The sequence below is a fragment of the Streptomyces sp. NPDC021096 genome (assembly GCF_040641275.1).
Classification (GTDB): Bacteria; Actinomycetota; Actinomycetes; order Streptomycetales; family Streptomycetaceae; genus Streptomyces.
Genome location: NZ_JBFADG010000025.1, coordinates 1 through 21,719, shown reverse-complemented (window position 1 = coordinate 21,719; position 21,719 = coordinate 1). Strand labels below are relative to the sequence as shown.

Sequence of the window (21,719 nt, the reverse complement as noted above, 5' to 3'; positions counted from 1 at the left end):
CTTCTGCCTGCTGCTGCGGGCGTCGTGCCCGTCAGTCGCCGATGAGGGCGTCCACGAACGCCTCGGGCTCGAAGGGCGCCAGGTCGTCCGCGCCCTCGCCCAGGCCCACGAGCTTGACCGGGACGCCCAGCTCGCGCTGGACCGCCACGACGATGCCGCCCTTGGCGGTGCCGTCCAGCTTGGTGAGGACGATGCCGGTGATGTTCACGACCTCGGCGAAGACGCGCGCCTGCACCAGGCCGTTCTGACCGGTGGTGGCGTCCAGGACCAGCAGCACCTCGTCGACCGAGCCGTGCTTCTCCACGACGCGCTTGACCTTGCCGAGCTCGTCCATGAGCCCGGTCTTGGTGTGCAGCCGGCCGGCGGTGTCGACGAGCACGACGTCGGCGTTCTCGGCGATGCCCTCCTTGACCGCGTCGAAGGCGATCGACGCCGGGTCGCCGCCCTCGGGGCCGCGGACCGTGCGGGCGCCCACGCGCTCGCCCCAGGTCTGGAGCTGATCGGCGGCGGCGGCGCGGAAGGTGTCCGCCGCGCCCAGGACGACGGACTTGCCGTCGGCGACGAGCACACGGGCGAGCTTGCCGGTGGTGGTGGTCTTGCCGGTGCCGTTGACGCCGACGACCATGACGACGCCGGGCTTCTCCTCACCGTTCACGCCCACACCCGGCTCGGTGTGGACGCTGCGGTCGAAGTCGGTGCCGATGAGGGTCAGCAGCTCCTCGCGGAGCAGGGCGCGCAGCTCCTCGGGCGTGCGGGTGCCGAGCACCTTCACGCGCTCGCGCAGCCGCTCCACCAGTTCCTGCGTCGGCGCGACGCCGACGTCGGCGGTGAGCAGGGTGTCCTCGATCTCCTCCCAGGTGTCCTCGTCGAGGTGCTCACGGGAGAGCAGGGTCAGCAGACCCTTGCCGAGGGAGTTCTGCGAGCGGGAGAGCCGGGCGCGCAGCCGTACGAGGCGGCCGGCGGTGGGCTCCGGGACCTCGATCTCTGGTGCGGCCGGGGCCGGGGCCGCGGTCTCCGGCTCGACGGCGGGAGCGGTCTCCTCCGCGGCGGGGGCCTCGGGGAGCTCGACCTCTTCGACGGTGCGGCGCGGTTCCGCGCGCGGGGTCTCGGCCTCCTCGCCGACGTGCGGCTCGGCGGGCGGCGCGGTGACGGACGGGCTGCTCGGCGGAGCGGGGGGCAGCTGCTTCTTCTTGCGGCTGCTGACCACGAGCCCGCTGATCGCGCCGAGCGCGACCACAGCGATGACTACAGCAAGGATGACGATTTCCATAACGCACCCAGTATCGGACACCTCGGGCGCCGGGCGCCGCAGTGCCGTCGGGACGGCGCTGTTCGTGCTTTACGACAAGGACTAACGGCACTAACCGGCCAAAGTTAGATCAAAGTACGATGGCGTGGGCTCACGCGACGCGCGTAGAGTCCCAACGTCCCTTTCTGCCCAGGCCCCGCCCTGTCACACCCCGCACGGAGCCCCCGATATGGCCCCCACCATGGACAACGCTGCCGACGGCGCCAACGTGTCCAGCCCCGAAGGCGCCGCCGGCGCCGGAAGCGCCATCGAGACCCGCGGCATCGAGCCCGTACCCGACCACGAGCGGCACGGCCGGGTCCGGGAGCTCTTCCCGACCTGGGTCGCCGCCAACATCAGCGTTCTGCTGCTCACCATGGGCGCGGCGCTGATCGTCTTCAACGCCCTGAACTTCTGGCAGGTCCTGATCGTCGCGGCGTGTGCCGCGCTCGTGTCGTTCGGGCTCGTCGGCGTGCTGTCCGTGTCCGGCAAGTGGGGCGGCGCGCCCGGCGCGATGCTCTCCCGGGCCACGTTCGGAGTGCGCGGGAACCTCTTCCCGGGCGCGATCCTGTGGGTCGCCCGCTTCGGCTGGGAGACGATCAACGCGGTCACGGGCGCGTACGCGGTGCTCACCGTTCTCGATCTGCTCCTCGGCGTGAAGAGCAACACCCCGCTGATCGTCGTCACGCTGTTCGTCTTCGTCGCCTGCACGTTCCTGGTGAGCGGCATGGGGCGCAAGGCGCTCAACGTGTGCAACCAGTGGTCGACGTACCTCTTCGGCATCTTCAGCGTGCTGGTGCTCGGCTATCTGATCGTGCACATCAAGTGGGACGAGGTCTTCTCCAAGCCGGCCGGTACGACCGCGATGATGATCGCCGGCATCGGGACCATCGCGGCCGGCGGCATCAGCTGGGTGCCGACCGGCCCCGACTTCGCGCGGTACCTGCCGCACGCCGCGTCGGGCAAGAAGATCGTCGGGGCGACCGTCTCCGGTGCCGGTCTGGTGATGGTGCCGATGGTTCTCATGGGCGCCGTGATGGCCGTGGCCACGCCCGAGCTCGCCGACGCACCGGACCCGGTGTCCTTCCTCGGTGACATCCTGCCGACGTGGCTGGCGGTTCCGTACCTGGCCACCGCGATCGTGGGCATGCTGCTGATCAACAGCCTCTCGATGTACTCGGCCGGCTTCACCGCCCAGACCATGGGCGTCAAGCTGCCGCGGGCGATGGCCGTCAGCATCAACGCGATGATCTCCCTGGTGGGCGGTCTGCTGCTGATGCTCGTCGCGAAGAGCTTCCTCAGCTCCTTCATCACGTTCCTGATCCTGCTGGCCGTCTCCTTCTCCGCGTGGATCGGCGTCTACGCCGTCGACATGGCGCGGCGCCGGGCGCGGGCCGTCCGGTACGACGCCGAGGGGCTGATGGACACCGGTCGTACGAGCCGGTACTGGTACGTGGGCGGCTTCTGCTGGCAGGCGATGACGGCGTGGGCCGTGGCGCTGGCGGCGGGCCTCTGCTTCACGAAGTGCGACTGGTTCAGCGGGCCGCTGTCCGGCACGTTCGTCGGCAAGTACGGGCTGGGCTGGGCGGCCACCATCGTGATCTCGGCGGCGCTGATGGCGGTGCTGCCGGTGCCTCGCGAGAACGAGGCGGCTGTTGAGGCCTCTGGCGCGGAGCGCGAGAAGGTTGCCGCCGCGTAAGCGCTGACCGCTTTCCGCTGGTTGATGAGGGCCCCCTGTTCGGGGGCCCTCTTCGTTTGTGCGCCCTGGCCCTGGGGCGTCTCGTGGTGCCGGGGGCGGGGTGGGCAATCGCCCCGCCACCCGTTTGTGGGCAATCGTTCCGCAGGGCGGAACGGGTGGGCACAAACCCGACCACCGGGCCGCACCACCCGCTGTGCGCCGCAGGCGCACACAGAAAGGGCGCTGCCCCCAGCCGTAGCCGGGGGCAGCGCCCTTTCGAGGAGAGGGGCGGCGGGGGGGGTTAGCCCATCTCCTCCAGCGCCTTGCCCTTGGTCTCCTTCACGTACTTGAGCACGAAGGGAATCGAGAGCACGGCGAAGACCGCGTAAATGACATACGCACCGGAGAGGTTCCAGTCCGCGAGGCTCGGGAAGCTGGCCGTGATGGCCCAGTTCGCCACCCACTGGGCGGACGCGGCGACGCCGAGCGCCGCGGCGCGGATGCGGTTGGGGAACATCTCGCCCAGGAAGACCCAGACCACGACGCCCCAGGAGAGCGCGAAGAAGAGGACGAAGGCGTGGGCCGCGATGAGGGCCACCGTGCCCTGCGTGGTCGGCAGGGTGCCGTCCGCCGTCTTGGAGGCGAAGGCCCAGGCCTCGAGGGCGAGGGAGAGGGCCATGCCCACGGAGCCGACGAGCGCGAGCGGCTTGCGGCCGATGCGGTCCACGAGGACCATCGCGATCACGGTGCCGACGATGTTGATGATCGACGTGGTGAAGCTGTAGAAGAACGAGCTCTCCGGGTTCACGCCCACCGACTGCCACAGCGTCGAGGAGTAGTAGAACGCGACGTTGATGCCGACGAACTGCTGGAAGACCGAGAGGCCGATGCCGACCCAGACGATCGGCAGGAAGCCGAAGCGGCCGCCGAGCAGGTCCTTGAAGGTGGACTTCTGCTCGCTCTTCATGGCGTGCTCGATCTCGGCGACGCGCTTGTCGAGGTCGACGGTGTGACCCTCGACGTCGGCCAGGACCTGCTTGGCCTTCTCGGTCTTGCCGACCGAGATCAGGAAGCGGGGCGACTCGGGGATCGCGAAGGACAGCAGGCCGTAGAGGACGGCCGGGACGACCATGACGCCGAGCATGACCTGCCAGGCCTCGATGCCCATGACGTCACCGCGCTGGTCGCCGTCGGCGACGTTGAGGATGCCCCAGTTGACCAGCTGCGAGACGGCGATGCCGATGACGATCGCGGCCTGCTGGAACGCGCCGAGACGGCCGCGGTAGGCGGGCGGGGAGACCTCGGCGATGTAGGCCGGGCCGATGACCGAGGCCATGCCGATCGCGATGCCGCCGAGGACGCGCCAGAAGGCGAGGTCCCACAGGGCGAAGGGCAGCGCCGAGCCGACGGCGCTGATGGTGAAGAGCGTCGCGGAGATCTGCATGACGCGGATGCGGCCTATGCGGTCCGCGAGGCGGCCCGCCGTGGCGGCACCGATGGCGCAGCCGATCAGCGCGATGGCGATGACCTGGGCCAGGGCGGCGGAGCCGATGTCGTACTTCCCGCGGATGCCCTCGACGGCGCCGTTGATCACGGAGCTGTCGTAGCCGAAGAGGAAGCCACCCATGGCCGCGGCCGCGGTGATGAAGATGACATGGCCGAGGTGGTCGGGCTGGGCCTTGCGGCCCTCCGTCCCCGGCGCCGTCGCAGTGCTGGTCAACGTGTACTCCTGGGGCCCGGCCACGTTGCCGGGGTGAGGGGGTGGCCATTCCAGTGGGGCACAAGATCAAAGCGCCCACCACTTGAAGGCGTAAGCAACGTGGGAGACCCTACGTCTTCATTTTTCGAAGTCAATAGAACGTGACGAAGAAGTTTCTCCCAGGTTTTGACCAGGTTGAGTTCAACACTTGAAGTGATCTTGATTTAGCCGAGCCGGCTACTGATCACCTTCGACACTCCGTCGCCCTGCATGGACACTCCGTAGAGCGCGTCGGCGACCTCCATGGTCCTTTTCTGGTGAGTGATCACGATGAGCTGGGAGCTCTCCTGGAGCTCCTTCATGATGGCGATCAGACGCTGGAGGTTGGTGTCGTCCAGGGCCGCTTCGACCTCGTCCATGACGTAGAACGGGCTCGGGCGGGCCTTGAAGATCGCCACGAGGAGGGCCACGGCGGTGAGGGAGCGCTCGCCGCCGGAGAGCAGGGACAGGCGCTTGACCTTCTTGCCCGGCGGACGGGCCTCGACGTCCACGCCCGTGGCGAGCATGTCGTCCGGGTCGGTGAGGACCAGGCGGCCCTCGCCACCGGGGAAGAGGCGGGAGAAGACGCCCTCGAACTCGCGGGCCGTGTCGTGGTACGCCGCGGTGAAGACCTCCTCCACCCGCTTGTCGACGTCCTTGACCACCTGGAGGAGGTCGCTGCGGGTCTTCTTCAGGTCCTCGAGCTGCTCCGAGAGGAACTTGTGGCGCTCCTCCAGCGCCGCGAACTCCTCCAGGGCGAGCGGGTTGACCTTGCCCAGCTGCTGGTAGGCCCGCTCGGCGGCCTTGAGGCGCTTCTCCTGCTCGGCCCTGTCGTAGGGGACGGGCCGGTTGCGGGGGTGGTCCGGGTCCTCGGGCAGCTCCTCGCCCTCCGCCGGGGGCGAGGGGGGCACGGGCTGGTCGGGGCCGTACTCGGCGACCAGGCCGGCCGGCTCGACGCCGAGCTCCTCCAGGGCCCTGGTCTCCAGCTGTTCGATCCGCAGCCGCTTCTCGGCGCCCAGCACCTCGCCCCGGTGGACCGAGTCCGTGAGCTTGTCCAGCTCGCTCTTCAGCTCGCGCGCCCGGTCGCGGCCGGCGGTCAGCTCGACCTCCCGCTCGGCCTTGGCGGCCTCCGCCGCCCGCCGCTCCTCGTCGGCCCGCACGAGCGAGACCTCGACGTGCGCCAGCAGCTGACGGGCTCCGGCGGCGACGGCCGCCGCGACCTCGGCCTCGTGACGCAGCCGGGTCCGGCGCCGCTCGGCGCGCTCGCGCGCCTCGCGCTCGGCCCGGGCCGCCCTGTCCAGGGCGTCCGCCCGGCCGGAGAGCGCCTTCACGCGCTCCTCGTGCGTACGGACCTGGAGCCGGGCCTCCATCTCGGTCTGCCGCGCGTTGGCCCCGTCGGCGGCGAGGCGGTCGCGTACGGACGTGTCGGGCTCGTCCGCGCCGTCCTCGTCGAAAGTCCGCTCCTGGGCCGCCGCCAGGCGCCCGGCCAGCTCCTCGGCCTCCTCGGTGGCACGGGCCAGGGCCTCCCGGGCGCGGTCGGCGGCCGCGGCCGTCCGCTCGGCCTCGCCGGCGGCGGCCCGGGCCGCTCCGGCGAGCCGGCCGAGGGCCTGGGCGGCCTGCGACCTGTCCCGGTCGGCGGCGCTGCGCCGGGCCCCGAGCTCCTCCATGAGCGCGGCGCAGCGGGCGCGGTGCTCCTCGGCGTCGTGCCGCCGCGCGTTCAGGGCGGTGCAACGCGCGTCGAGTGCGGTCAGCTCGGCCGCCGCCTCGTCGACGGCCGCCTGGACCTCCAGCAGGCTGGGCGCTCCGCTGGAGCCTCCCTGTGCGAAGTGGGCGCCGAGCAGGTCGCCCTCGGCCGTCACGGCCGTCAGCGCGGGGTGCGAGGTGACGAGGTCCTCGGCGTCCTCGAGGGTGTCGACGACCACGATGCCGCGCAGGAGCCGGCGCACGGCGGGCCGCAGTTCGAGGGGGGCGCGCACGAGTTCGGCGGCACTCCGGTGCGGGCCGGGCGGTTCCGGGGCCTCCTCGGGGGCCCCGGTGAGCAGCAGGACCGCGCGGCCGGCGTCCTCCTTCTTCAACAGGCGCAGGGCCTCGGCGGCGGCGGAGGGGCTCGTGGCGGCGAGCGCGTCCGCCGCGGCGCCCAGCGCGGCGGCGACGGGAAGTTCGTAACCCGGGGTGACGGACAGGAGTTCCGCGGCCGGGCCGAGGAGTCCGCCCAATCGTTCCTTCGCCGACAGGAGCGCGCCCGTGCCGTCCTTGCGGCGCAGGCCCAGGGCCAAGGCGTCGTGACGGGCGGTGATCGCCGCCCGGCGGCGCTCGGCCTCGGTCGCCTCCTCCCGGGCGGCTTCGAGGGCGGCCGAGGCGTCGGCGAGGGCGGCCTTGGCGCTCTCGTGACGGCCGGTCAGCTCGGCGTCGTCCGCGTCGGCACCGTCGGCCTCGGCCTGGTGGCGCTCGTACTCCTCCTGTGCGGCCGCGGCCCGCTCGGCCGCCTCGTCGCGGGCGGCCGCGAGGCGGCCGATCTCGGCCTCGGCCGAGGCAGCCCGGCCGCGGGCCGCGGTGACCTGGCCGTGCAGCCGGGCGAGCTGTTCGCGGCGGTCGGCGATGGCGCGGGCGGCGTCGCGCAGGCGGCGTTCCTCCTCGGCGAGCCGGCGTTCGAGGTCGGCGCGGTGCTCGGCGGTGTCCTCCAGGGCCCGGCTCGCGGCCTCCAGGGCGGCTTCGAGCTCCGCTTCCTGTTCGCGGATGCGGACGGCCTCCCGCTCGAGGTCCTCCGGGTCGCGGCCGCGCCGCTCCTCCTCGGGGGCGGTGGTGGCGCTGACGACGCGGGCGTCCGCGAGGCTCACCGTGCCGCGCACCCGCTCGGCCAGGCGGGAGAGTTCGTACCAGGTCTGCTGGGCCCGGGCCAGGCGCGGGGTCAGCTCGCGGACCTGCTCCTCCAGCGCCGCCTCGCGCTGGGCGGCCGTGCGCAGCTCGGCCTCGGCGGCCTCCTTGCGGCTCTTGAGGGCGGCCTCGTCGGCGATCTCGGTGCGCAGGGCCTCGCGCAGGGCGACCAGGTCGTCGGCGAGCAGCCGCAGCCGGGCGTCGCGCAGGTCGGCCTGGATGACGGCGGCCCGGCGGGCCACGGCGGCCTGCCGGCCGAGCGGCTTGAGCTGGCGCCGCAACTCGTCGGTGAGGTCCTGGACGCGGGCGAGGTTGGCGCGCATCGCGTCCAGCTTCCGCAGCGCCTTCTCCTTGCGCTTGCGGTGCTTGAGGACGCCGGCGGCCTCCTCGATGAAGGCGCGGCGGCCCATGGGGTCGGCGTGCAGGACGGAGTCGAGCTGGCCCTGGCCGACGATGACGTGCATCTCGCGGCCGATGCCGGAGTCGGAGAGCAGCTCCTGGATGTCCAGGAGCCGGCAGGTGTCCCCGTTGATCTGGTATTCGCTGCCGCCGTTGCGGAACATGATCCGCGTAATGGTGACCTCGGCGTACTCGATGGGGAGCGCGCCGTCGGAGTTGTCGATGGTCAGCGAGACCTCGGCGCGGCCCAGCGGGGGGCGGCCGGTCGTCCCGGCGAAGATGACGTCCTCCATCTTGCCGCCGCGCAGCGACTTGGCGCCCTGCTCGCCCATGACCCAGGAAAGGGCGTCGACGACATTGGACTTACCGGAACCGTTGGGACCCACGACACAGGTGATGCCGGGTTCGAAGCGCAGGGTGGTGGCAGAGGCGAAGGATTTGAACCCGCGCAGGGTCAGGCTCTTGAGGTGCACGCGGTAGGACTCTACCGTTCATCTCGGTTTCACCCGGGAACGTGCCGGGCACATCATCCGTAGGAGGCGACGGGGGAAATCTGGCGATTCTCCGGAAACGACGAAGGGACGCCGAAGCGTCCCTTGCAACTGCAACTCTCAAGCGGCTGACAGTGCAGCCCGACCGGGCCCCCGGGGCAGGGCAGCGCGATCAGGCGAGCGCAGGCTCCGCCTTGGTTACGTCGATGCTGTCGAGCAGCTCGTGGTGAGCGGCGGCAGCCAGCGCGTCGTTCTCGGCCTGCATCCGAATGAGCTCGGATTCGAGGTCCTGGACACGCTGCTGGAGCCGTCGCATCTCGGAGAGGACTCGGGGGTCGGAGCCGCCGACGTAACCGAGAAGCGCCTTTGCCATGATGGATGGTCCTCCACACTGAGTGACCGACCGTAGCGGTGTGGGTCGTGAGGGATTCGCACCCGCGGTGTCTGCCATCACATACTGCGGTGTTTCAATGCCAAACAGCTAAGGTGCGCGGGGCTTCCAGAGTCTCACCAAATGGTTTGACGGTCAACACGATCACACCCTGTATCCACGGGCGTCCCGGGGGTGCACGCGGGAGAAACCGCGCCGCATTCCGCTCCCGGGGCCCGAGGGGCGTAGAGATCATCCGTTGAGAGGCAGCCTTGCACGATGCGGCCGAGTTGGCAACCATCAGGCAATTTCCAGTGAACACATATGCCAAAGGCATATGTGTTCGTAGGTCATCCCCCGCGGCCGGCCTTCGGAATCGAGTCGGAATGCGATTTCCCGGTCGTGCGATCAGCGGATCTCGAAGCCGTCATATCCACCCTTGGGTGTGTCCCAGATCTCGGTGACGCCGTCCACGCGCCCGGGCGTGTCGCCCTTCTGGAGCCAGTCGAGCAACTGTTCGCACCCCTGACGGGATCCCTCGGCGACGACCTGGACCCGGCCGTCGGCGAGGTTGGAGGCGAAGCCGATCAGCTCCCCGATGCGCAATGCGTTGGCCCGGGTGAACCAACGGAAGCCGACACCTTGCACATGACCACGGACCCACGCAGTGAGGCGGACATCTTCGTTCATGTCTGCACGTTAACCGGCCAATTACATAAGCAGCACTTCGACCCGGCACACCGTGCCGTACAGTCGCGCCCAAATAAGGCTCCCCCGTACGAGTGACGCACTTTCACGCCGAACACGTAAGGAAGGCAGCGGATGGGTCGCCATCGACGCTCTGCCCGCGCGACCGCTGACGAAGCGGTGGCGAATGCCCGGAAAGCCCGGGATCCCCTCACGAGCGAGTCGGCCGAAGTGTTCGAGCTCGAGGATCCGGCCGAAGCAGTAACCCAGCCCATCCCCGTCGTCCGCACCGCTCCCCCCGGTGCCGGACGCCACAGGAGTCCGCACCGGGCCAAGCGGACCCGGGCGGGCGCGGCGGGCAACGCCGGTGGCAGGACCGGCAAGGTGGGCAAGACGGCCAAGGGCGGCAAGGCCGCGGCGCCCGGCCGGCGCACGGGGCTGCTGGGCGCGTCCGCCGCCGTGGCCATGGGCGCGGTCGCGGTGGTCTCCGGACTGCTGCCCAGCGGCGTCTTCTCGGTGGGCGGCGACGCCGGGCACTCCCCCGGCGCCGGTACGACGGGACAGGTGCGGGCCGACGGCCCGCCCGAGACCCCCGAGCAGCACTCCCGCCCGGCCGCCGCCCCGGCGGACCGGGCGGACCAGCGCGAGCAGCCGCGGCAGCGGGCCCGGGCGGCGCGGGCGGGCGGCGTGGACCAGGCCGGTCTGCGCGAGTCCGTGCCGGCGAGCCGGGGGGCCGAACGCCCGCCGTCCGCCCCGGCCTCCGCGCCCCCGCCGTCGGCGTCGCCGTCGGCCACGCCCGCCGACCGGTTCGCCGGCGCCGATCCACGGCACGGTGCCCCCGCCGCGCGGCCGGCCCGCACGGCGGCGAAGCCCCACTCCCCCGCGGCCGCCGCCGACGACGGCCTGGCGCAGGTGCACGGCACGCTGGCCGACCCCCGGTCGTCCGCGGCGCACCTGGTGCTGTCCCTGGTCAACGCGGAGCGGGCGAAGGCGGGCTGCCGTCCGCTGCGGGCGAGCGGCAAGCTCAACCGCCTCGCCCAGTCCTTCAGTGAGGACATGGCCAGGCGGGGGTTCTTCGACCACACCGACCCGGAGGGCAGGACGCCGTGGGACCGGGCCGCCAAACGCGGCGTCAGGAACCTGGGCGGGGAGAACATCGCGCGCGGCCACCCGGACGCGCACACGGTGATGGACGCCTGGATGCGCAGCAGCGGCCATCGGGCGAACATCCTCAACTGCGACTACAAGAGCATCGGCGTCGGAGTGCATCACGGCGGCAACGGCCCTTATTGGACGCAGGACTTCGGCTACTGAACGCAGCCGCCCCGGCCGGACGGTCTCGAGGCCGTCCGGGCCGGGGCGGGGGTGCGCCGGGCGGGGTGCGTCAGAGGGCGGCGCGGCCCGCGACGTAGACCCGCGCCTGCTCGGCGATGCGGCGGCCGAGGAGCTCGGCGGTGGCTATGTCGGCCTTGTGCACGCCCTCGGGGCCCTGGTCGTTGTTGGTCTGGGCGCCGGCGCCCAGGAAGAAGCCGAGGCGGTTGATGTCGTTCTCGGAGGCCGTGGAGCTGTTCCAGCCGGGCATGGCGCCGAGGCCCACCCAGTGCATGCCGTGCTGGGCCGCGAGGACGGTGAAGAACTGCAGGGTGTGCAGCTTGTCGCCGCTCTTGGAGGCGGAGTTGGTGAAGCCGGCCGCCAGCTTGTCCTGCCAGGCGCGGGTGAACCAGCGCTTGGAGGTGGCCTCGGCGAAGACGTGGAAGGCGCCGGAGGCGGTGCCCATGTAGGTGGGCGAGCCGAAGACGATCGCGTCGGAGGCGTCGAGCTGCTCCCACTGGGCCTCGGTGATCTCGGCGACGTTGATCAGGTTGACGGTCGCGCCGGCCTCGGCGGCACCGGTCCGGACGGCCTCGGCGAGGACGGCGGTGTGGCCGAAGCCGGAGTGGTAGGCGATGGAGACGACAGGCGTGGTCACAGGGGGCTCCAGGAAGCGGTTGCGCCGAATGGGTGACCACAGGAAAGCACTAACTTTTAGAAAGCGCAACCTGTTGGTTAGCGCTGCATCACAGTATGGTGTTCTCATGACGACGCACGACGGCCCGGACGAGCACCTGCCCTTCGACGTCTTCGCGCGCTGCTGCCCGGCGCGCGAGACCCTGGGGCACGTCACGGGTCGCTGGGGCAGCCTCACGCTCGGCGCGCTCCGCGAGGACACGCTGCGCTTCAACGAGCTGCGCCGGCGGGTGGAGGGCGTCAGCGAGAAGATGCTGGCGCAGACGCTCCAGGCACTGGAGCGTGACGGGCTGGTGCACCGCGAGGCGCAGCAGACCAACCCTCCGCGGGTGGACTACCGGCTGACGCCGCTGGGGCGGGAGGCCGCCGAGCGGCTGCTGGGCCTGATCGAGCTGCTGGAGGAGCGGATGCCGGAGGTCCTGGCGGCTCAGGAGCGCTACGACGCGGGGCGCTAGGGCCTATCGAGCGGGGCGCGGAGCGGGCTGGCAGCGCGGGCAGAAGTAGCTGGAGCGGTTCATCCAGGGCCGGCGGCGCATCGCCGTGCCGCAGCGGCGGCAGGGCTCGTCCTCCCGGCCGTAGGCGTCCAGCGAGCGGTCGAAGTACCCCGACTCGCCGTTCACATTGACGTAGAGCGCGTCGAAGCTGGTCCCGCCGGCGGCGAGGGCCTCGTTCATGACCTCGCGGATGTGGGTGAGCAGCTCGGCCGTGCGCGGCCGGGTCAGGCCCGCGGTCGGCCGGTCGTAGTGCAGCCGGGTGCGCCACAGCGCCTCGTCGGCGTAGATGTTGCCCACGCCGCTGATCAGCGACTGGTCGAGCAGCGCGCGCTTGATCGTCGTGCGGCGCCGGCGCAGCGCGGCGTGGAAGGCGTCGTCGTCGAAGGCGGGGTCGAGGGGGTCACGGGCGATGTGCGCGATGACGTCGGGAAGACCCTCGACGTCCCCGGGCACCGTGTCGTGCAGCGAGAGCCCGCCGAAGGTGCGCTGGTCGACGAAGCGCAGCTCGGTCGCCTCGGCGTCGGCGAAGCGGACGCGGATGCGCAGGTGCTTCTCGTCGGGCGAGCCCTGGGGCTGTACGAGCAGCTGTCCGCTCATGCCGAGGTGGGCCAGGACGGCCCGGGCCGGGGCTTCGCCCGTGTCCGTGGGCGACTCGACGGGCAGCCAGAGGTACTTGCCCCGCCGCCGGGCGGGGCCGAGGCGCTGCCCGGTCAGCTGGGCGGCGAAGTCGTCCGGCCCGGCGAGGTGGCGGCGTACGGCCCGGGGGTGCAGGACCTCCACCGCGGCGACCGTGCGCCCGCAGACCCAGCGCTCCAGGCCACTGCGGACGACCTCGACCTCGGGCAGCTCGGGCACGGCATTCCTTCCGGGACGGGAACGGGAAGAGAAAAAGGGGCCGGCCCGGGTATCAGTTCGCCGTGCCCGGCACGCTGTCGGAGGACGTGTCGTCCCCCGGCACCACACCGGATTCGGCGGCGGCCTTCTCGGCCGCCACGCGGGCTTCCGCCGCGCTGTTGATGGCGCGCCAGGCGGACTCCGCCGCCTGCTGCTCCGCTTCCTTCTTGCTGCGGCCGGTGCCGGTGCCGTACGCGACACCACCGACGCGGGCAGCAGCCGTGAAGGTCTTCTCGTGGTCGGGACCGGTCTCGGAGACCAGGTACTCGGGGACCCCGAGACCCTCGGTGGCGGTCAGCTCCTGGAGGCTGGTCTTCCAGTCCAGGCCTGCGCCGAGGTTGGAGGACTTCTCGATCAGCGGATCGAAGAGCCGGTGCACCAGCTCGGCAGCGGCCTCCAGGCCCTGGTCGAGGTAGACCGCACCGATGACCGCTTCGAGGGTGTCCGCGAGGATCGACGCCTTGTCCCGGCCGCCCGTGCCCTCTTCACCCCGGCCGAGCCGGATGAAGGAGCCGAGCTCCAGGCCGCGGCCGACCTCCGCCAGCGCCCTCGAGTTGACCACCGCGGCCCGCAGCTTGGCCAGCTGGCCCTCGGGCAGGTCGGGGTGGATGCGGTAGAGGGTGTCCGTGACCACCAGACCCAGGACCGAGTCCCCGAGGAACTCCAGCCGCTCGTTGGTGGGAAGACCGCCGTTCTCGTACGCGTAGGACCGGTGCGTCAGCGCACGCACCAGAAGGGCGGTCTCGAGTGTGTACCCGAGCCGCCCTTCCAGAAGCGTGTGAGACGAGGCCGTGTCCGCCGGCGCCGATCCATTCCCGCGATTGCGGGACGGCGTAGTGGCATCTGACATGAAGCCTGTCACCCGCCGATCAGACCGCGATGACCTGGCGCTTGTTGTAGGTGCCGCAGCTCGGGCACGCGATGTGCTGCAGCTTCGGCTCGTGGCAGCTAGCGCATGCCACCAGGGTGGGGACCGCAGCCTTCCACTGCGACCGGCGGTGGCGCGTGTTGCTGCGCGACATCTTCCGCTTCGGAACAGCCACGGCTACTTCTCCTGTGAGTCATCCCCGTTGGCACGGGGTGCGTTTTCCTTCTCGCCGTCCTGGTCGGAACCGGCGAGTCCCTGCAGTGCCGCCCAACGGATGTCGACGGCGTCGTGGTGGTGGTCCGGGTCGTCCGCCAGCCGTGCCCCGCACTCGGAGCACAGGCCAGGGCAGTCTTCCTGGCACACCGGCTGCAGCGGCAGTGAGAGCACCACCGCGTCCCGCAGCACGGGTTCGAGGTCGAACATGTCGTCCTCGAGGAAGAGCGTGTCCTCCTCATCGTCCTCGGCGTCGTCGCCGGTGTCCGCGTGGCGGCTCCGGGCGTCGGCGTCGGGGTAGGAGAACATCTCCTGGAAGTCCGCTTCGAGCTCTCGCTCCAGCGGCTCCAGACACCTTACGCACTCCCCGGTGAGCGGTGCACGGGCGGTGCCTGTGACGAGCACCCCTTCCATGACCGACTCGAGCCGGAGGTCCAGCTCCACCGCGGCGCCCTCGGGCACACCGATGACCTCGATGCCGAGGTCCTGGGGAGCGGGGACGGAGCGGGAGACCCGCTTCAGCGCGCCGGGTCGCCGGCCCAGCTCGCGTGTGTCGAACACGAGAGGGTTGCGGGGATCAAGGCGGGCGTTCAGGGCTTCCTGCTTTCTACGCTGCGGTGACGACGACCCCCGGGCTCTGAGGCACGGAGGGCAGCCTGGATCGCGGACGTACACGCGACCGAAGAGCCAGGATACTGGACGGCTCGCCCTGGACCCAATCCGGACCCATCGGACCGGCCGCGGAGGCCGGTTCAGCGCCCCTGTTCGTACCGCCGGAGCTGGTCGAGGTCGATCATCGAGGTGTCGAAGAGGCTGGTCTCGTCGAGCGCCCCGCCCTGCGGCTGCTGCCCCTGGGCGTGCTGGGGCTGGTGCGGCTGGGCGTGCTGCTGCGGCTCGCCGTAGCCCCCCGGGGCGCCGTAGCCGTGCCCGCCGTCCTGGGGCTGCCAGGCGTAGGGGTCGGGCTGCTGGTAGCCGCCCTGCACGGCGTACGGATCGGTCTGGGGCGCGTAGGGCGTGCCCTGGTGCTGGGGGTAGCCGTACGGGTCCTGCTGGGCGGCATAGGCGGGCGCGGGGGCGGAGTAGTCGCCCCAGGCGGGCTGCAGGGGCTGCTGGGGCTCCTGAGGCGCGGAGTAGGGCTGCGGCGCCTCCTGCGGGGCGGCCAGCTCGGCCAGGAAGTCGGCGTCGCTCGTGGGGCGGCCGGTACGCAGACCATCCTGGGCGGCCATGTGGGCGCCGAGCTCGTCCGCGGGCCGGGCCCCGAGCAGCTTCTCGCGGCCCCGCCCGACGGCCTCCAGCGTCTTGGCCAGCACCGCCGAGACGGCGCCCATCTTGGCGTCGACGTACTCGTCGGCGCGGTGGCGCTGGGTCGCGGGGTCGGCGCTGCGCTCCGGAGCGTCCTCGTCCGCCGACTGGGCGTCCGCGCCGGGCAGGCCGAGCAGCTTCTCGCGGCCGCGGTCGACCGAGCCGATGGTCTTGGTGAGGACGACCTCGAAGTTGGCGAGCTTGCTGTCGACGTAGTCGTCGGCCTCCGCGCGGATCTCCGCCGCTTCCCGCCGGGCCTCGGCGAGGATGCGGTCGGCCTCCTCCTGGGACTGGCGGGCGACCTCGGTGTCGGAGATCAGGGAGCCGCGCTGGGCGCGGGCCGACTCCAGGATGCGCTCGGCCTCCTCGCGGGCGTCCGCCACGAGCTGCTCCCGGCCGCCGATGACCTCCCGCGCCTGGGCGAGCGAGCCGGGCAGGGCGCCGCGCACCTCCTCGAGCAGGGCGAGCAGCTCGGCCCGGTTGAGGACGCAGGAGGCCGACATGGGCAGGGCACGGGCGCCGGCGACGGTCGTGACGATCTCGTCGAGCTTCTTCTGGACGTCCACCTTGACGGTCGCCGCCTTCTTGGAATCCGGGGGGCCTTCCGGCCGACGTAACGAACGAGACGACTGTACGGCCGGCGGACCCGCCCCGCAGCTACTGACGATGCGTCAGATACTCACTGCTGCCCCAGCCGCTCCTTGAGCGCCTCCAGCACCAGCGGCGGCACCAGGTGGGAGACGTCGCCACCCCAGGTCGCGACCTCCTTGACCAGGCTGGAGGAGAGGAAGCTGTAGGTGGGGTTGGTGGGGACGAACAGGGTCTCGACGCCCGAGAGCCCGTTGTTCATCTGGGCCATCTGCAGCTCGTAGTCGAAGTCGCTGACCGCCCGCAGGCCCTTGACGATGGCGGGGATGTCACGCTGCTTGCAGAAGTCGACGAGAAGGCCGTGGAAGGACTCGACCCGCACGTTGCCGTACTCGGCGGTGACCTGCCGCAGCAGCTCTATCCGCTCGTCGACGGTGAACAGGCCCTGCTTCGACTTGTTGATCATCACGGCCACGTGCACGACGTCGTACAGCTTGGACGCGCGGGCGATGATGTCGAGGTGTCCATTGGTGACGGGGTCGAACGACCCCGGACAGACGGCGCGGCGCAACGGTGGTTCCTCGCTCTCCGGTCCATTCATGACGTGCCTGACGTTGTGTCGGCAGTGCACGCCGAGGCGGCGCGACCGTACCAAAGCGTCCCCTCGCCGTAACGACGGGCCCTCAGTGCGTCAAAACCGTCCGGCCAGCGGAATTCCCCGCCCCGGGTGCTGCGCTCCACGGTGATCAGCGCGTCGTCCGTGAGCCAGCCCCCGGTACGCAGTGTGAGCAGGATCTCGCGGAGCTCGTCGTCGCTCACGACGTAGGGCGGGTCGAGGAAGACCACGTCGTACGGGCTCGCCGGCGGCGGGCCGGCGACGGCCTGCTCGGCCTTGCCGCTGCGCACCTCGGCGCCCGGCAGCCCGATCGCACGGACGTTCTCCCGGATGACCCGGACCGCGCGGGCGTCCGCCTCGACCAGCAGGACGTGCGCGGCGCCGCGCGAGAGGGCCTCCAGCCCGACCGCGCCCGAGCCGCCGTAGAGGTCCAGCACACGCGTGCCGTCCAGGGTGCCGAGGAGGGACACCCAGGTGGAGAACAGGCCCTCGCGCGCGCGGTCGGAGGTCGGACGGGTGCCGGTGCCGGGCGGCACGGCCAGGCGGCGTCCGCCGGCGGCGCCGGCGATCACGCGGGTCATGGGGTCTCGAGTCCTTCGCGGTGGGTGGCGCGGTGTCGTGTGGTGTCGGCGGCGGGGGCCGCCGCCCCTTCAGCGTATGGCGTCGGCGCCGCGGCGGCCGCGCGGGTGCGGCGGGAGCTCATCCCTTGTCGAGGAATTCCTCCCGCTCCTTGTCCAGCAGGGCGTCCAACGCGGTGCGCAGCGCGGGCAGTCCGGCCAGCTCCGGGTCGGCCGCCACGATCGCCGCGGCCTCCTCGCGGGCGGCCGCGATGACCTCCTCGTCGTCGATGACGGTGAGCATCCGCAGGCTGGAGCGGACGCCGGACTGCGCCTGGCCGAGCACGTCGCCCTCGCGGCGCTGCTCCAGGTCGATGCGGGAGAGCTCGAAGCCGTCCAGGGTCGCCGCGACGGCGCCCAGCCGGGCCCGGGCCGGGCTCGCCTCGAAGGCCTCGGTGACCAGCAGGCACAGCCCCGCGGCCGAGCCGCGGCCCACCCGGCCGCGCAGCTGGTGCAGCTGGGAGACGCCGAACCGGTCCGCGTCCATGATCACCATGACCGTGGAGTTGGGCACGTTCACGCCCACCTCGATGACGGTCGTGGCGACCAGGACGTCGACCTCGCCGGCCGCGAAGCGGCGCATGACGTCGTCCTTGGCGTCGGGCTGCATCCGCCCGTGCAGCACCTCCACGCGCAGGCCGGCCAGCGGCCCGGCCCCGAGCTGCTCGGCGATCTCCAGGACGGCCAGCGGCGGGCGCCGCTCGGCGTCCTCCCCGGCCTGCTTCTTCTTGCCGTCCTCCTCGTCGCCGATGCGCGGGCACACCACGTACGCCTGGTGGCCGCCCTCGATCTCCTCGCGCACCCGCTCCCAGGTGCGGGCGAGGAAGTGGGGCTTGTCCTTCGCGGGCACCACGTGGGTGGCGATCGGCGAGCGGCCGGCCGGGAGCTGGTCCAGCACGGACGTCTCCAGGTCGCCGAAGACGGTCATGGCGACCGTGCGCGGGATGGGCGTCGCGGTCATCACCAGCAGGTGCGGGGGCTGCTTGCCCTTGGAGCGCAGGGCGTCGCGCTGCTCGACTCCGAAGCGGTGCTGTTCGTCCACCACGACCAGGCCCAGGTCGTGGAACTGCACCTTGTCCTCGATCAGGGCGTGCGTGCCGATGACGATGCCGGCCTCGCCCGTGACGAGGTCGAGCAGCGCCTGCCGGCGGGCGGCGGTGCCCATGGAGCCGGTGAGCAGCACGACCTTCGTGCCCTGCTCGGCGCCGCCGAGCATGCCGCCCTCGGCGAGCTCGCCCATCATCTCGGTGATGGAGCGGTGGTGCTGCTGGGCGAGCACTTCGGTGGGGGCGAGCATCGCGGCCTGGCCGCCGGCGTCGACGACGCCGAGCATGGCGCGCAGGGCGACCATCGTCTTGCCGCTGCCGACCTCGCCCTGCAGCAGGCGGTGCATGGGGTGCTCGGTGGCCAGGTCGTCGAAGATCTCGGCGGAGACCTTCTGCTGGCCGTCGGTGAGGGTGAACGGCAGCTTGGCGTCGAAGGCGTCGAGCAGGCCGCCGGCCAGCGGCTTGCGGGGCACGGCCGGCAGCTGGGAGTCGGCGTGGCGGCGGCGGGCGAGGGCGACCTGCAGGACGAACGCCTCGTCCCACTTCAGCCGGGACCGGGCGTCCTCGATCTCGGCCTTGGTGCGCGGGCGGTGCACCTTGCGCAGCGCCTCCGGCAGCGGGAGCAGGCCGCGGCCCGCGCGCAGCGCGTCCGGCAGCGGGTCGACGACGCTCTGCCAGCCGGTGGCCTCCATCGAGGCCAGCACCACGTCGACGGCGTTGGAGACCTTCCAGGACTCCATCTGCGAGCAGGCCGGGTACAGCGGGATCAGCTGGTTGGCCCACGCCTCGACGGCGTCCGCGCCGCTGTCCTCGCCGAGCATCTCGTAGGCGGGGTGGGAGAGCTGGCGGATGGTGCGGAAGGTGCCGACCTTGCCCGCGAACATGCCGCGGCGGCCGGGGACGAGCTCCTTTTGGTGGTGGTAGATCGACCGGCCGAAGAAGACCAGCTGGAGCCGGCCGCTGCCGTCGGTGAGCGTGACCTCCAGGCGCTGGCCCTTGCCGTTGTTGAACTTCAGCACGCGGGCGTCGCTGACCTGCGCGACGACCGTGACGTGCTCGTCCAGCGGCAGGTCGGCGAGCCGGGTCAGCTCACCGCGCTCGGCGTAGCGGCGCGGGTAGTGGTGCAGCAGGTCGCCGACCGTGTGCAGGTCGAGGTGCTCGGCCATCACCTTCGCGGTGTTGCCGCCGAGAGTCTTGTGGAGGGGTTCTTCGAGCGCGGGCACGCGTTCCATTGCACACCACGCCTGTGACAACCGGGCCCATTCGGTGCCCGTCGCGGCCTATTCGATGCCGATGAGGAGCCGCGCGGACTGCTGTTCGCCCCGGTAGACCAGGGTGTCGACGGCGAGATGGCCGTCGCGTACGTGCCGTTGCAGGCGCTCGGCGACGGCGTCGGGGACCTCCGCGCCCAGGACGAGGGTGACCATCTCGCCGCCCGCCGCGAGCATCCGGTCCAGCACGGTCTCGGCGGTCCGGGCGAGCTCGGCGCCGATCACGGCGACGTCGCCGTCGATCAGGCCGAGCACGTCGCCGGCCTGGCAGACGCCCGCCATGGTCCAGGACTGCCGCTCGGCCACGACGAGCTCCGCGTAGCGGGTGGCGCCGGCGGCGGCGGTCATGGCGACGACGTCCTCGTCGAAGCGCCGGCCGGACTCGTGGACGGCCAGGGCCGCGATGCCCTGGACCGGCGAGCGGGTGGGGATCAGCGCGACCCGTACGCCCTCGCTGCGCGCCTGTTCGGCGGCAGCGGCGGCGGTGTGCCGCAGGTCGGCGTCGTTGGGCAGCAGGACGACCTCGCGCGCGTGGGCGCGCCGGACCGCCTGGAGCAGCTCGCCGGCGGCGGGCGGCTCCCCCGGCCGCACAGCCACCACGGTCGCCCCGGCCTGCTCGCACAGGGCCGCGAGGCCGGCGCCGGGCACGACCGCGACGACGGCCCGCTGGGCGGGCTCGCGTACGCGCTCCTGGTCGGCGGCGGCGAAGTGGGTGATGCGGATGCGGTACGGGCGCCCGGCCTCGACGCCCGCCTCGACGGCGGCGCCGGCGTCGTCGACATGGACGTGGACGTTCCACAGCCCGTCGCCGCCGACGACGACCAGGGACTCGCCCAGTGCGTCGAGCCGGGTGCGCAGGCGGGCCACGGCCGCGTCGTCGGCCTCCAGCAGGTAGATCACCTCGAAGGCGGGGTCGCCGCCCGCGGCGGCGTCGCCGAGGTCGGCCGGGCAGCCTTCGCTCTGCCAGGAGTGGGGGGTGACGGCCGGCCGCGCGCCGGGGGCCGCGCCGGGTGCCGGCTCCCCGCCGGCCAGGGCGGCGGCCAGGGCGCCCAGGACCTCCACGAGGCCCTTGCCGCCGGCGTCGACCACTCCGGCCCGGCCGAGCACCTCCAGCTGGCGGGGGGTGGCCTCCAGGGCCGTACGGGCCCCTTCGTGCGCGGCCCGGGCGACGGCCGCGCCGTCGCCGGCGGTGGTGGCGGCGGCCTCGGCCGCGGCCGAGGCGACGGTCAGGACGGTGCCCTCCACGGGCCGGGCGACCCCCTCGTACGCGGACTCCACCGCGCGCCGCAGGGCCCGCCGCAGCAGCGCCGCGTCGTCGGGGCCGGGGCCGCCGGGGCGGTGATCCGTGTCACCGGCCGGCACCAGGACCTCCGCCATGCCGCGCAGCAGCTGGGCGAGGATGGTGCCGGAGTTCCCGCGCGCCCCTATGAGCGCTCCGTGGGCCATGGCCCGTACGGCCTCGGCCAGGTCGGGGCGGGAGGCGGGGCCGGTGGTGGCGTGGCCCTCGAAGACGGCGTCGACCGCCCGGGTGGCGGACTCGACGGTCAGGTAGAGGTTGGTGCCGGTGTCGCCGTCCGCGACGGGATAGACGTTGATCGCGTCGATCTCCTCGCGGCTGCGGCCGAGCGCGTCGAGCGCCAGCGCGCACCAGGTGCGTACCGCATCGGCGTCCAGCGTGGGCGGCACCTGTGTCCTCCTCGGACTGTCGGGACGGTGGGCAGTGCTGGAGCAGAGTAGACCGGCCGGGGCGGCGGACGGGCGGGCCGGGCGGGGTCCGGGGCGGTCATGGTAGTTTCGTTGTCCAGGAGCGGTCGTTGTATGCTGCTCCGGTTGCCTGATGAGAATCAGGCCATACCCCCTGGCAAGCCAGTCACCACCGACATCGGTACGCCGGGATTTCCCGTAAGTGCATCTGAAGTCTTTGGAGTGACCCGTGGCTGCCAACTGCGACGTCTGCGGCAAGGGGCCGGGCTTCGGCAACAACATTTCGCACTCGCACCGCCGTACGTCCCGTCGCTGGAACCCGAACATCCAGCGTGTGCGTGCCGTGGTCGGTCGGACGCCGAAGCGCCTCAATGTCTGCACCTCGTGCATCAAGGCCGGCAAGGTCTCGCGCTAACTAGCTAGTAGCGCGGCAGCCTCGCCGACCCTTGAAAGCCGGTCCCCTTCGGGGGGCCGGCTTTTTTGCTGTTCCCCTACCCGCCCCTTCCCGTAACCGGGGCTCCGCCCCGGACCCCGGTCCTCAAACGCCGGACGGGCTGGATTTTCCAGCCCGTCC

19 protein-coding genes are annotated in these 21,719 nt (G+C 72.0%); 4 read left to right on the top strand and 15 right to left on the bottom strand.

The genetic code is table 11. The features are described from left to right. Nucleotides 1-31: 31 nt before the first annotated feature. The gene (ftsY, locus tag AB0G59_RS24595) at nt 32-1,270 is read right to left on the bottom strand and encodes a signal recognition particle-docking protein FtsY (RefSeq protein ID WP_071964635.1); all 1,239 of its coding nucleotides are present in this window, start codon (nt 1,268-1,270) and stop codon (nt 32-34) included. A 220-nt stretch (nt 1,271-1,490) separates the two neighbouring features. Here ftsY and AB0G59_RS24590 point away from each other — a divergent pair, with 220 nt between their 5' ends. Next, complete coding sequence (locus tag AB0G59_RS24590; protein WP_360915433.1) at nt 1,491-2,987, top strand: cytosine permease; 1,497 nt, start codon at nt 1,491-1,493, stop codon at nt 2,985-2,987. A gap of 280 nt (nt 2,988-3,267) precedes the next feature. Here the strand turns inward: AB0G59_RS24590 and AB0G59_RS24585 are convergent, their stop codons facing one another. From AB0G59_RS24585 to AB0G59_RS24570, 4 genes are all read right to left on the bottom strand, one after another. Then, the gene (locus tag AB0G59_RS24585; protein ID WP_360915430.1) at nt 3,268-4,686 is read right to left on the bottom strand and encodes a sugar porter family MFS transporter; all 1,419 of its coding nucleotides are present in this window, start codon (nt 4,684-4,686) and stop codon (nt 3,268-3,270) included. 203 nt (nt 4,687-4,889) lie between these two features. Beyond that, the gene (smc, locus tag AB0G59_RS24580; protein ID WP_360915427.1) at nt 4,890-8,450 is read right to left on the bottom strand and encodes a chromosome segregation protein SMC; all 3,561 of its coding nucleotides are present in this window, start codon (nt 8,448-8,450) and stop codon (nt 4,890-4,892) included. Between the two features lie 190 nt (nt 8,451-8,640). Beyond that, the gene (locus AB0G59_RS24575; protein WP_360915424.1) at nt 8,641-8,841 is read right to left on the bottom strand and encodes a hypothetical protein; all 201 of its coding nucleotides are present in this window, start codon (nt 8,839-8,841) and stop codon (nt 8,641-8,643) included. A gap of 405 nt (nt 8,842-9,246) precedes the next feature. Then, a complete protein-coding gene (locus tag AB0G59_RS24570) occupies nt 9,247-9,528 on the bottom strand; it encodes an acylphosphatase (RefSeq protein WP_360915421.1) in 282 nt (93 codons plus the stop codon). Nucleotides 9,529-9,756: 228 nt separating this feature from the next. Between AB0G59_RS24570 and AB0G59_RS24565 the strand changes: the two genes are divergently transcribed. Continuing rightward, entirely contained in the window at nt 9,757-10,839 is a 1,083-nt protein-coding gene (locus AB0G59_RS24565; RefSeq protein WP_360915418.1) for a CAP domain-containing protein, read from the top strand. A 70-nt stretch (nt 10,840-10,909) separates the two neighbouring features. Here AB0G59_RS24565 and AB0G59_RS24560 read toward each other — a convergent pair whose 3' ends face one another. After that, complete coding sequence (locus AB0G59_RS24560; RefSeq protein WP_360915415.1) at nt 10,910-11,494, bottom strand: flavodoxin family protein; 585 nt, start codon at nt 11,492-11,494, stop codon at nt 10,910-10,912. Nucleotides 11,495-11,600: 106 nt separating this feature from the next. Here AB0G59_RS24560 and AB0G59_RS24555 point away from each other — a divergent pair, with 106 nt between their 5' ends. Further along, nucleotides 11,601-11,987 carry a helix-turn-helix domain-containing protein gene (locus tag AB0G59_RS24555; RefSeq protein WP_360915412.1) on the top strand — a complete coding sequence of 129 codons (387 nt, stop codon included), beginning with the start codon at nt 11,601-11,603 and terminating at the stop codon, nt 11,985-11,987. A gap of 3 nt (nt 11,988-11,990) precedes the next feature. Here the strand turns inward: AB0G59_RS24555 and mutM are convergent, their stop codons facing one another. From mutM to AB0G59_RS24510, 9 genes are all read right to left on the bottom strand, one after another. After that, nucleotides 11,991-12,881 (bottom strand): bifunctional DNA-formamidopyrimidine glycosylase/DNA-(apurinic or apyrimidinic site) lyase, encoded by an 891-nt coding sequence (gene mutM / locus AB0G59_RS24550; protein WP_360915409.1) that lies wholly within the window; start codon nt 12,879-12,881, stop codon nt 11,991-11,993. A gap of 52 nt (nt 12,882-12,933) precedes the next feature. After that, nucleotides 12,934-13,770: a ribonuclease III gene (gene rnc, locus AB0G59_RS24545; protein WP_360915406.1), complete on the bottom strand. Its 837-nt coding sequence runs from the start codon at nt 13,768-13,770 to the stop codon at nt 12,934-12,936. Nucleotides 13,771-13,789: 19 nt separating this feature from the next. Next, entirely contained in the window at nt 13,790-13,963 is a 174-nt protein-coding gene (rpmF, locus tag AB0G59_RS24540) for a 50S ribosomal protein L32 (protein WP_360915403.1), read from the bottom strand. A gap of 2 nt (nt 13,964-13,965) precedes the next feature. Beyond that, nucleotides 13,966-14,562 (bottom strand): YceD family protein, encoded by a 597-nt coding sequence (locus tag AB0G59_RS24535; protein ID WP_360915400.1) that lies wholly within the window; start codon nt 14,560-14,562, stop codon nt 13,966-13,968. Between the two features lie 191 nt (nt 14,563-14,753). Continuing rightward, nucleotides 14,754-15,869: an ATP synthase F0 subunit B gene (locus tag AB0G59_RS24530; protein WP_360915397.1), complete on the bottom strand. Its 1,116-nt coding sequence runs from the start codon at nt 15,867-15,869 to the stop codon at nt 14,754-14,756. A 113-nt stretch (nt 15,870-15,982) separates the two neighbouring features. Further along, complete coding sequence (gene coaD / locus AB0G59_RS24525) at nt 15,983-16,492, bottom strand: pantetheine-phosphate adenylyltransferase (protein ID WP_071961648.1); 510 nt, start codon at nt 16,490-16,492, stop codon at nt 15,983-15,985. After that, nucleotides 16,489-17,088: a 16S rRNA (guanine(966)-N(2))-methyltransferase RsmD gene (gene rsmD / locus AB0G59_RS24520; RefSeq protein ID WP_360915395.1), complete on the bottom strand. Its 600-nt coding sequence runs from the start codon at nt 17,086-17,088 to the stop codon at nt 16,489-16,491. The genes coaD and rsmD overlap by 4 nt, the downstream gene beginning before the upstream one ends. A 118-nt stretch (nt 17,089-17,206) precedes the next feature. After that, nucleotides 17,207-19,402: an ATP-dependent DNA helicase RecG gene (recG, locus tag AB0G59_RS24515; protein WP_360915392.1), complete on the bottom strand. Its 2,196-nt coding sequence runs from the start codon at nt 19,400-19,402 to the stop codon at nt 17,207-17,209. Between the two features lie 48 nt (nt 19,403-19,450). Further along, on the bottom strand, nt 19,451-21,127 hold the full coding sequence (locus AB0G59_RS24510) for a DAK2 domain-containing protein (RefSeq protein WP_360915389.1): 1,677 nt from the start codon (nt 21,125-21,127) through the stop codon (nt 19,451-19,453). A 247-nt stretch (nt 21,128-21,374) separates the two neighbouring features. Between AB0G59_RS24510 and rpmB the strand changes: the two genes are divergently transcribed. After that, nucleotides 21,375-21,560 carry a 50S ribosomal protein L28 gene (rpmB, locus tag AB0G59_RS24505; protein WP_003957616.1) on the top strand — a complete coding sequence of 62 codons (186 nt, stop codon included), beginning with the start codon at nt 21,375-21,377 and terminating at the stop codon, nt 21,558-21,560. Nucleotides 21,561-21,719: the final 159 nt, after the last annotated feature.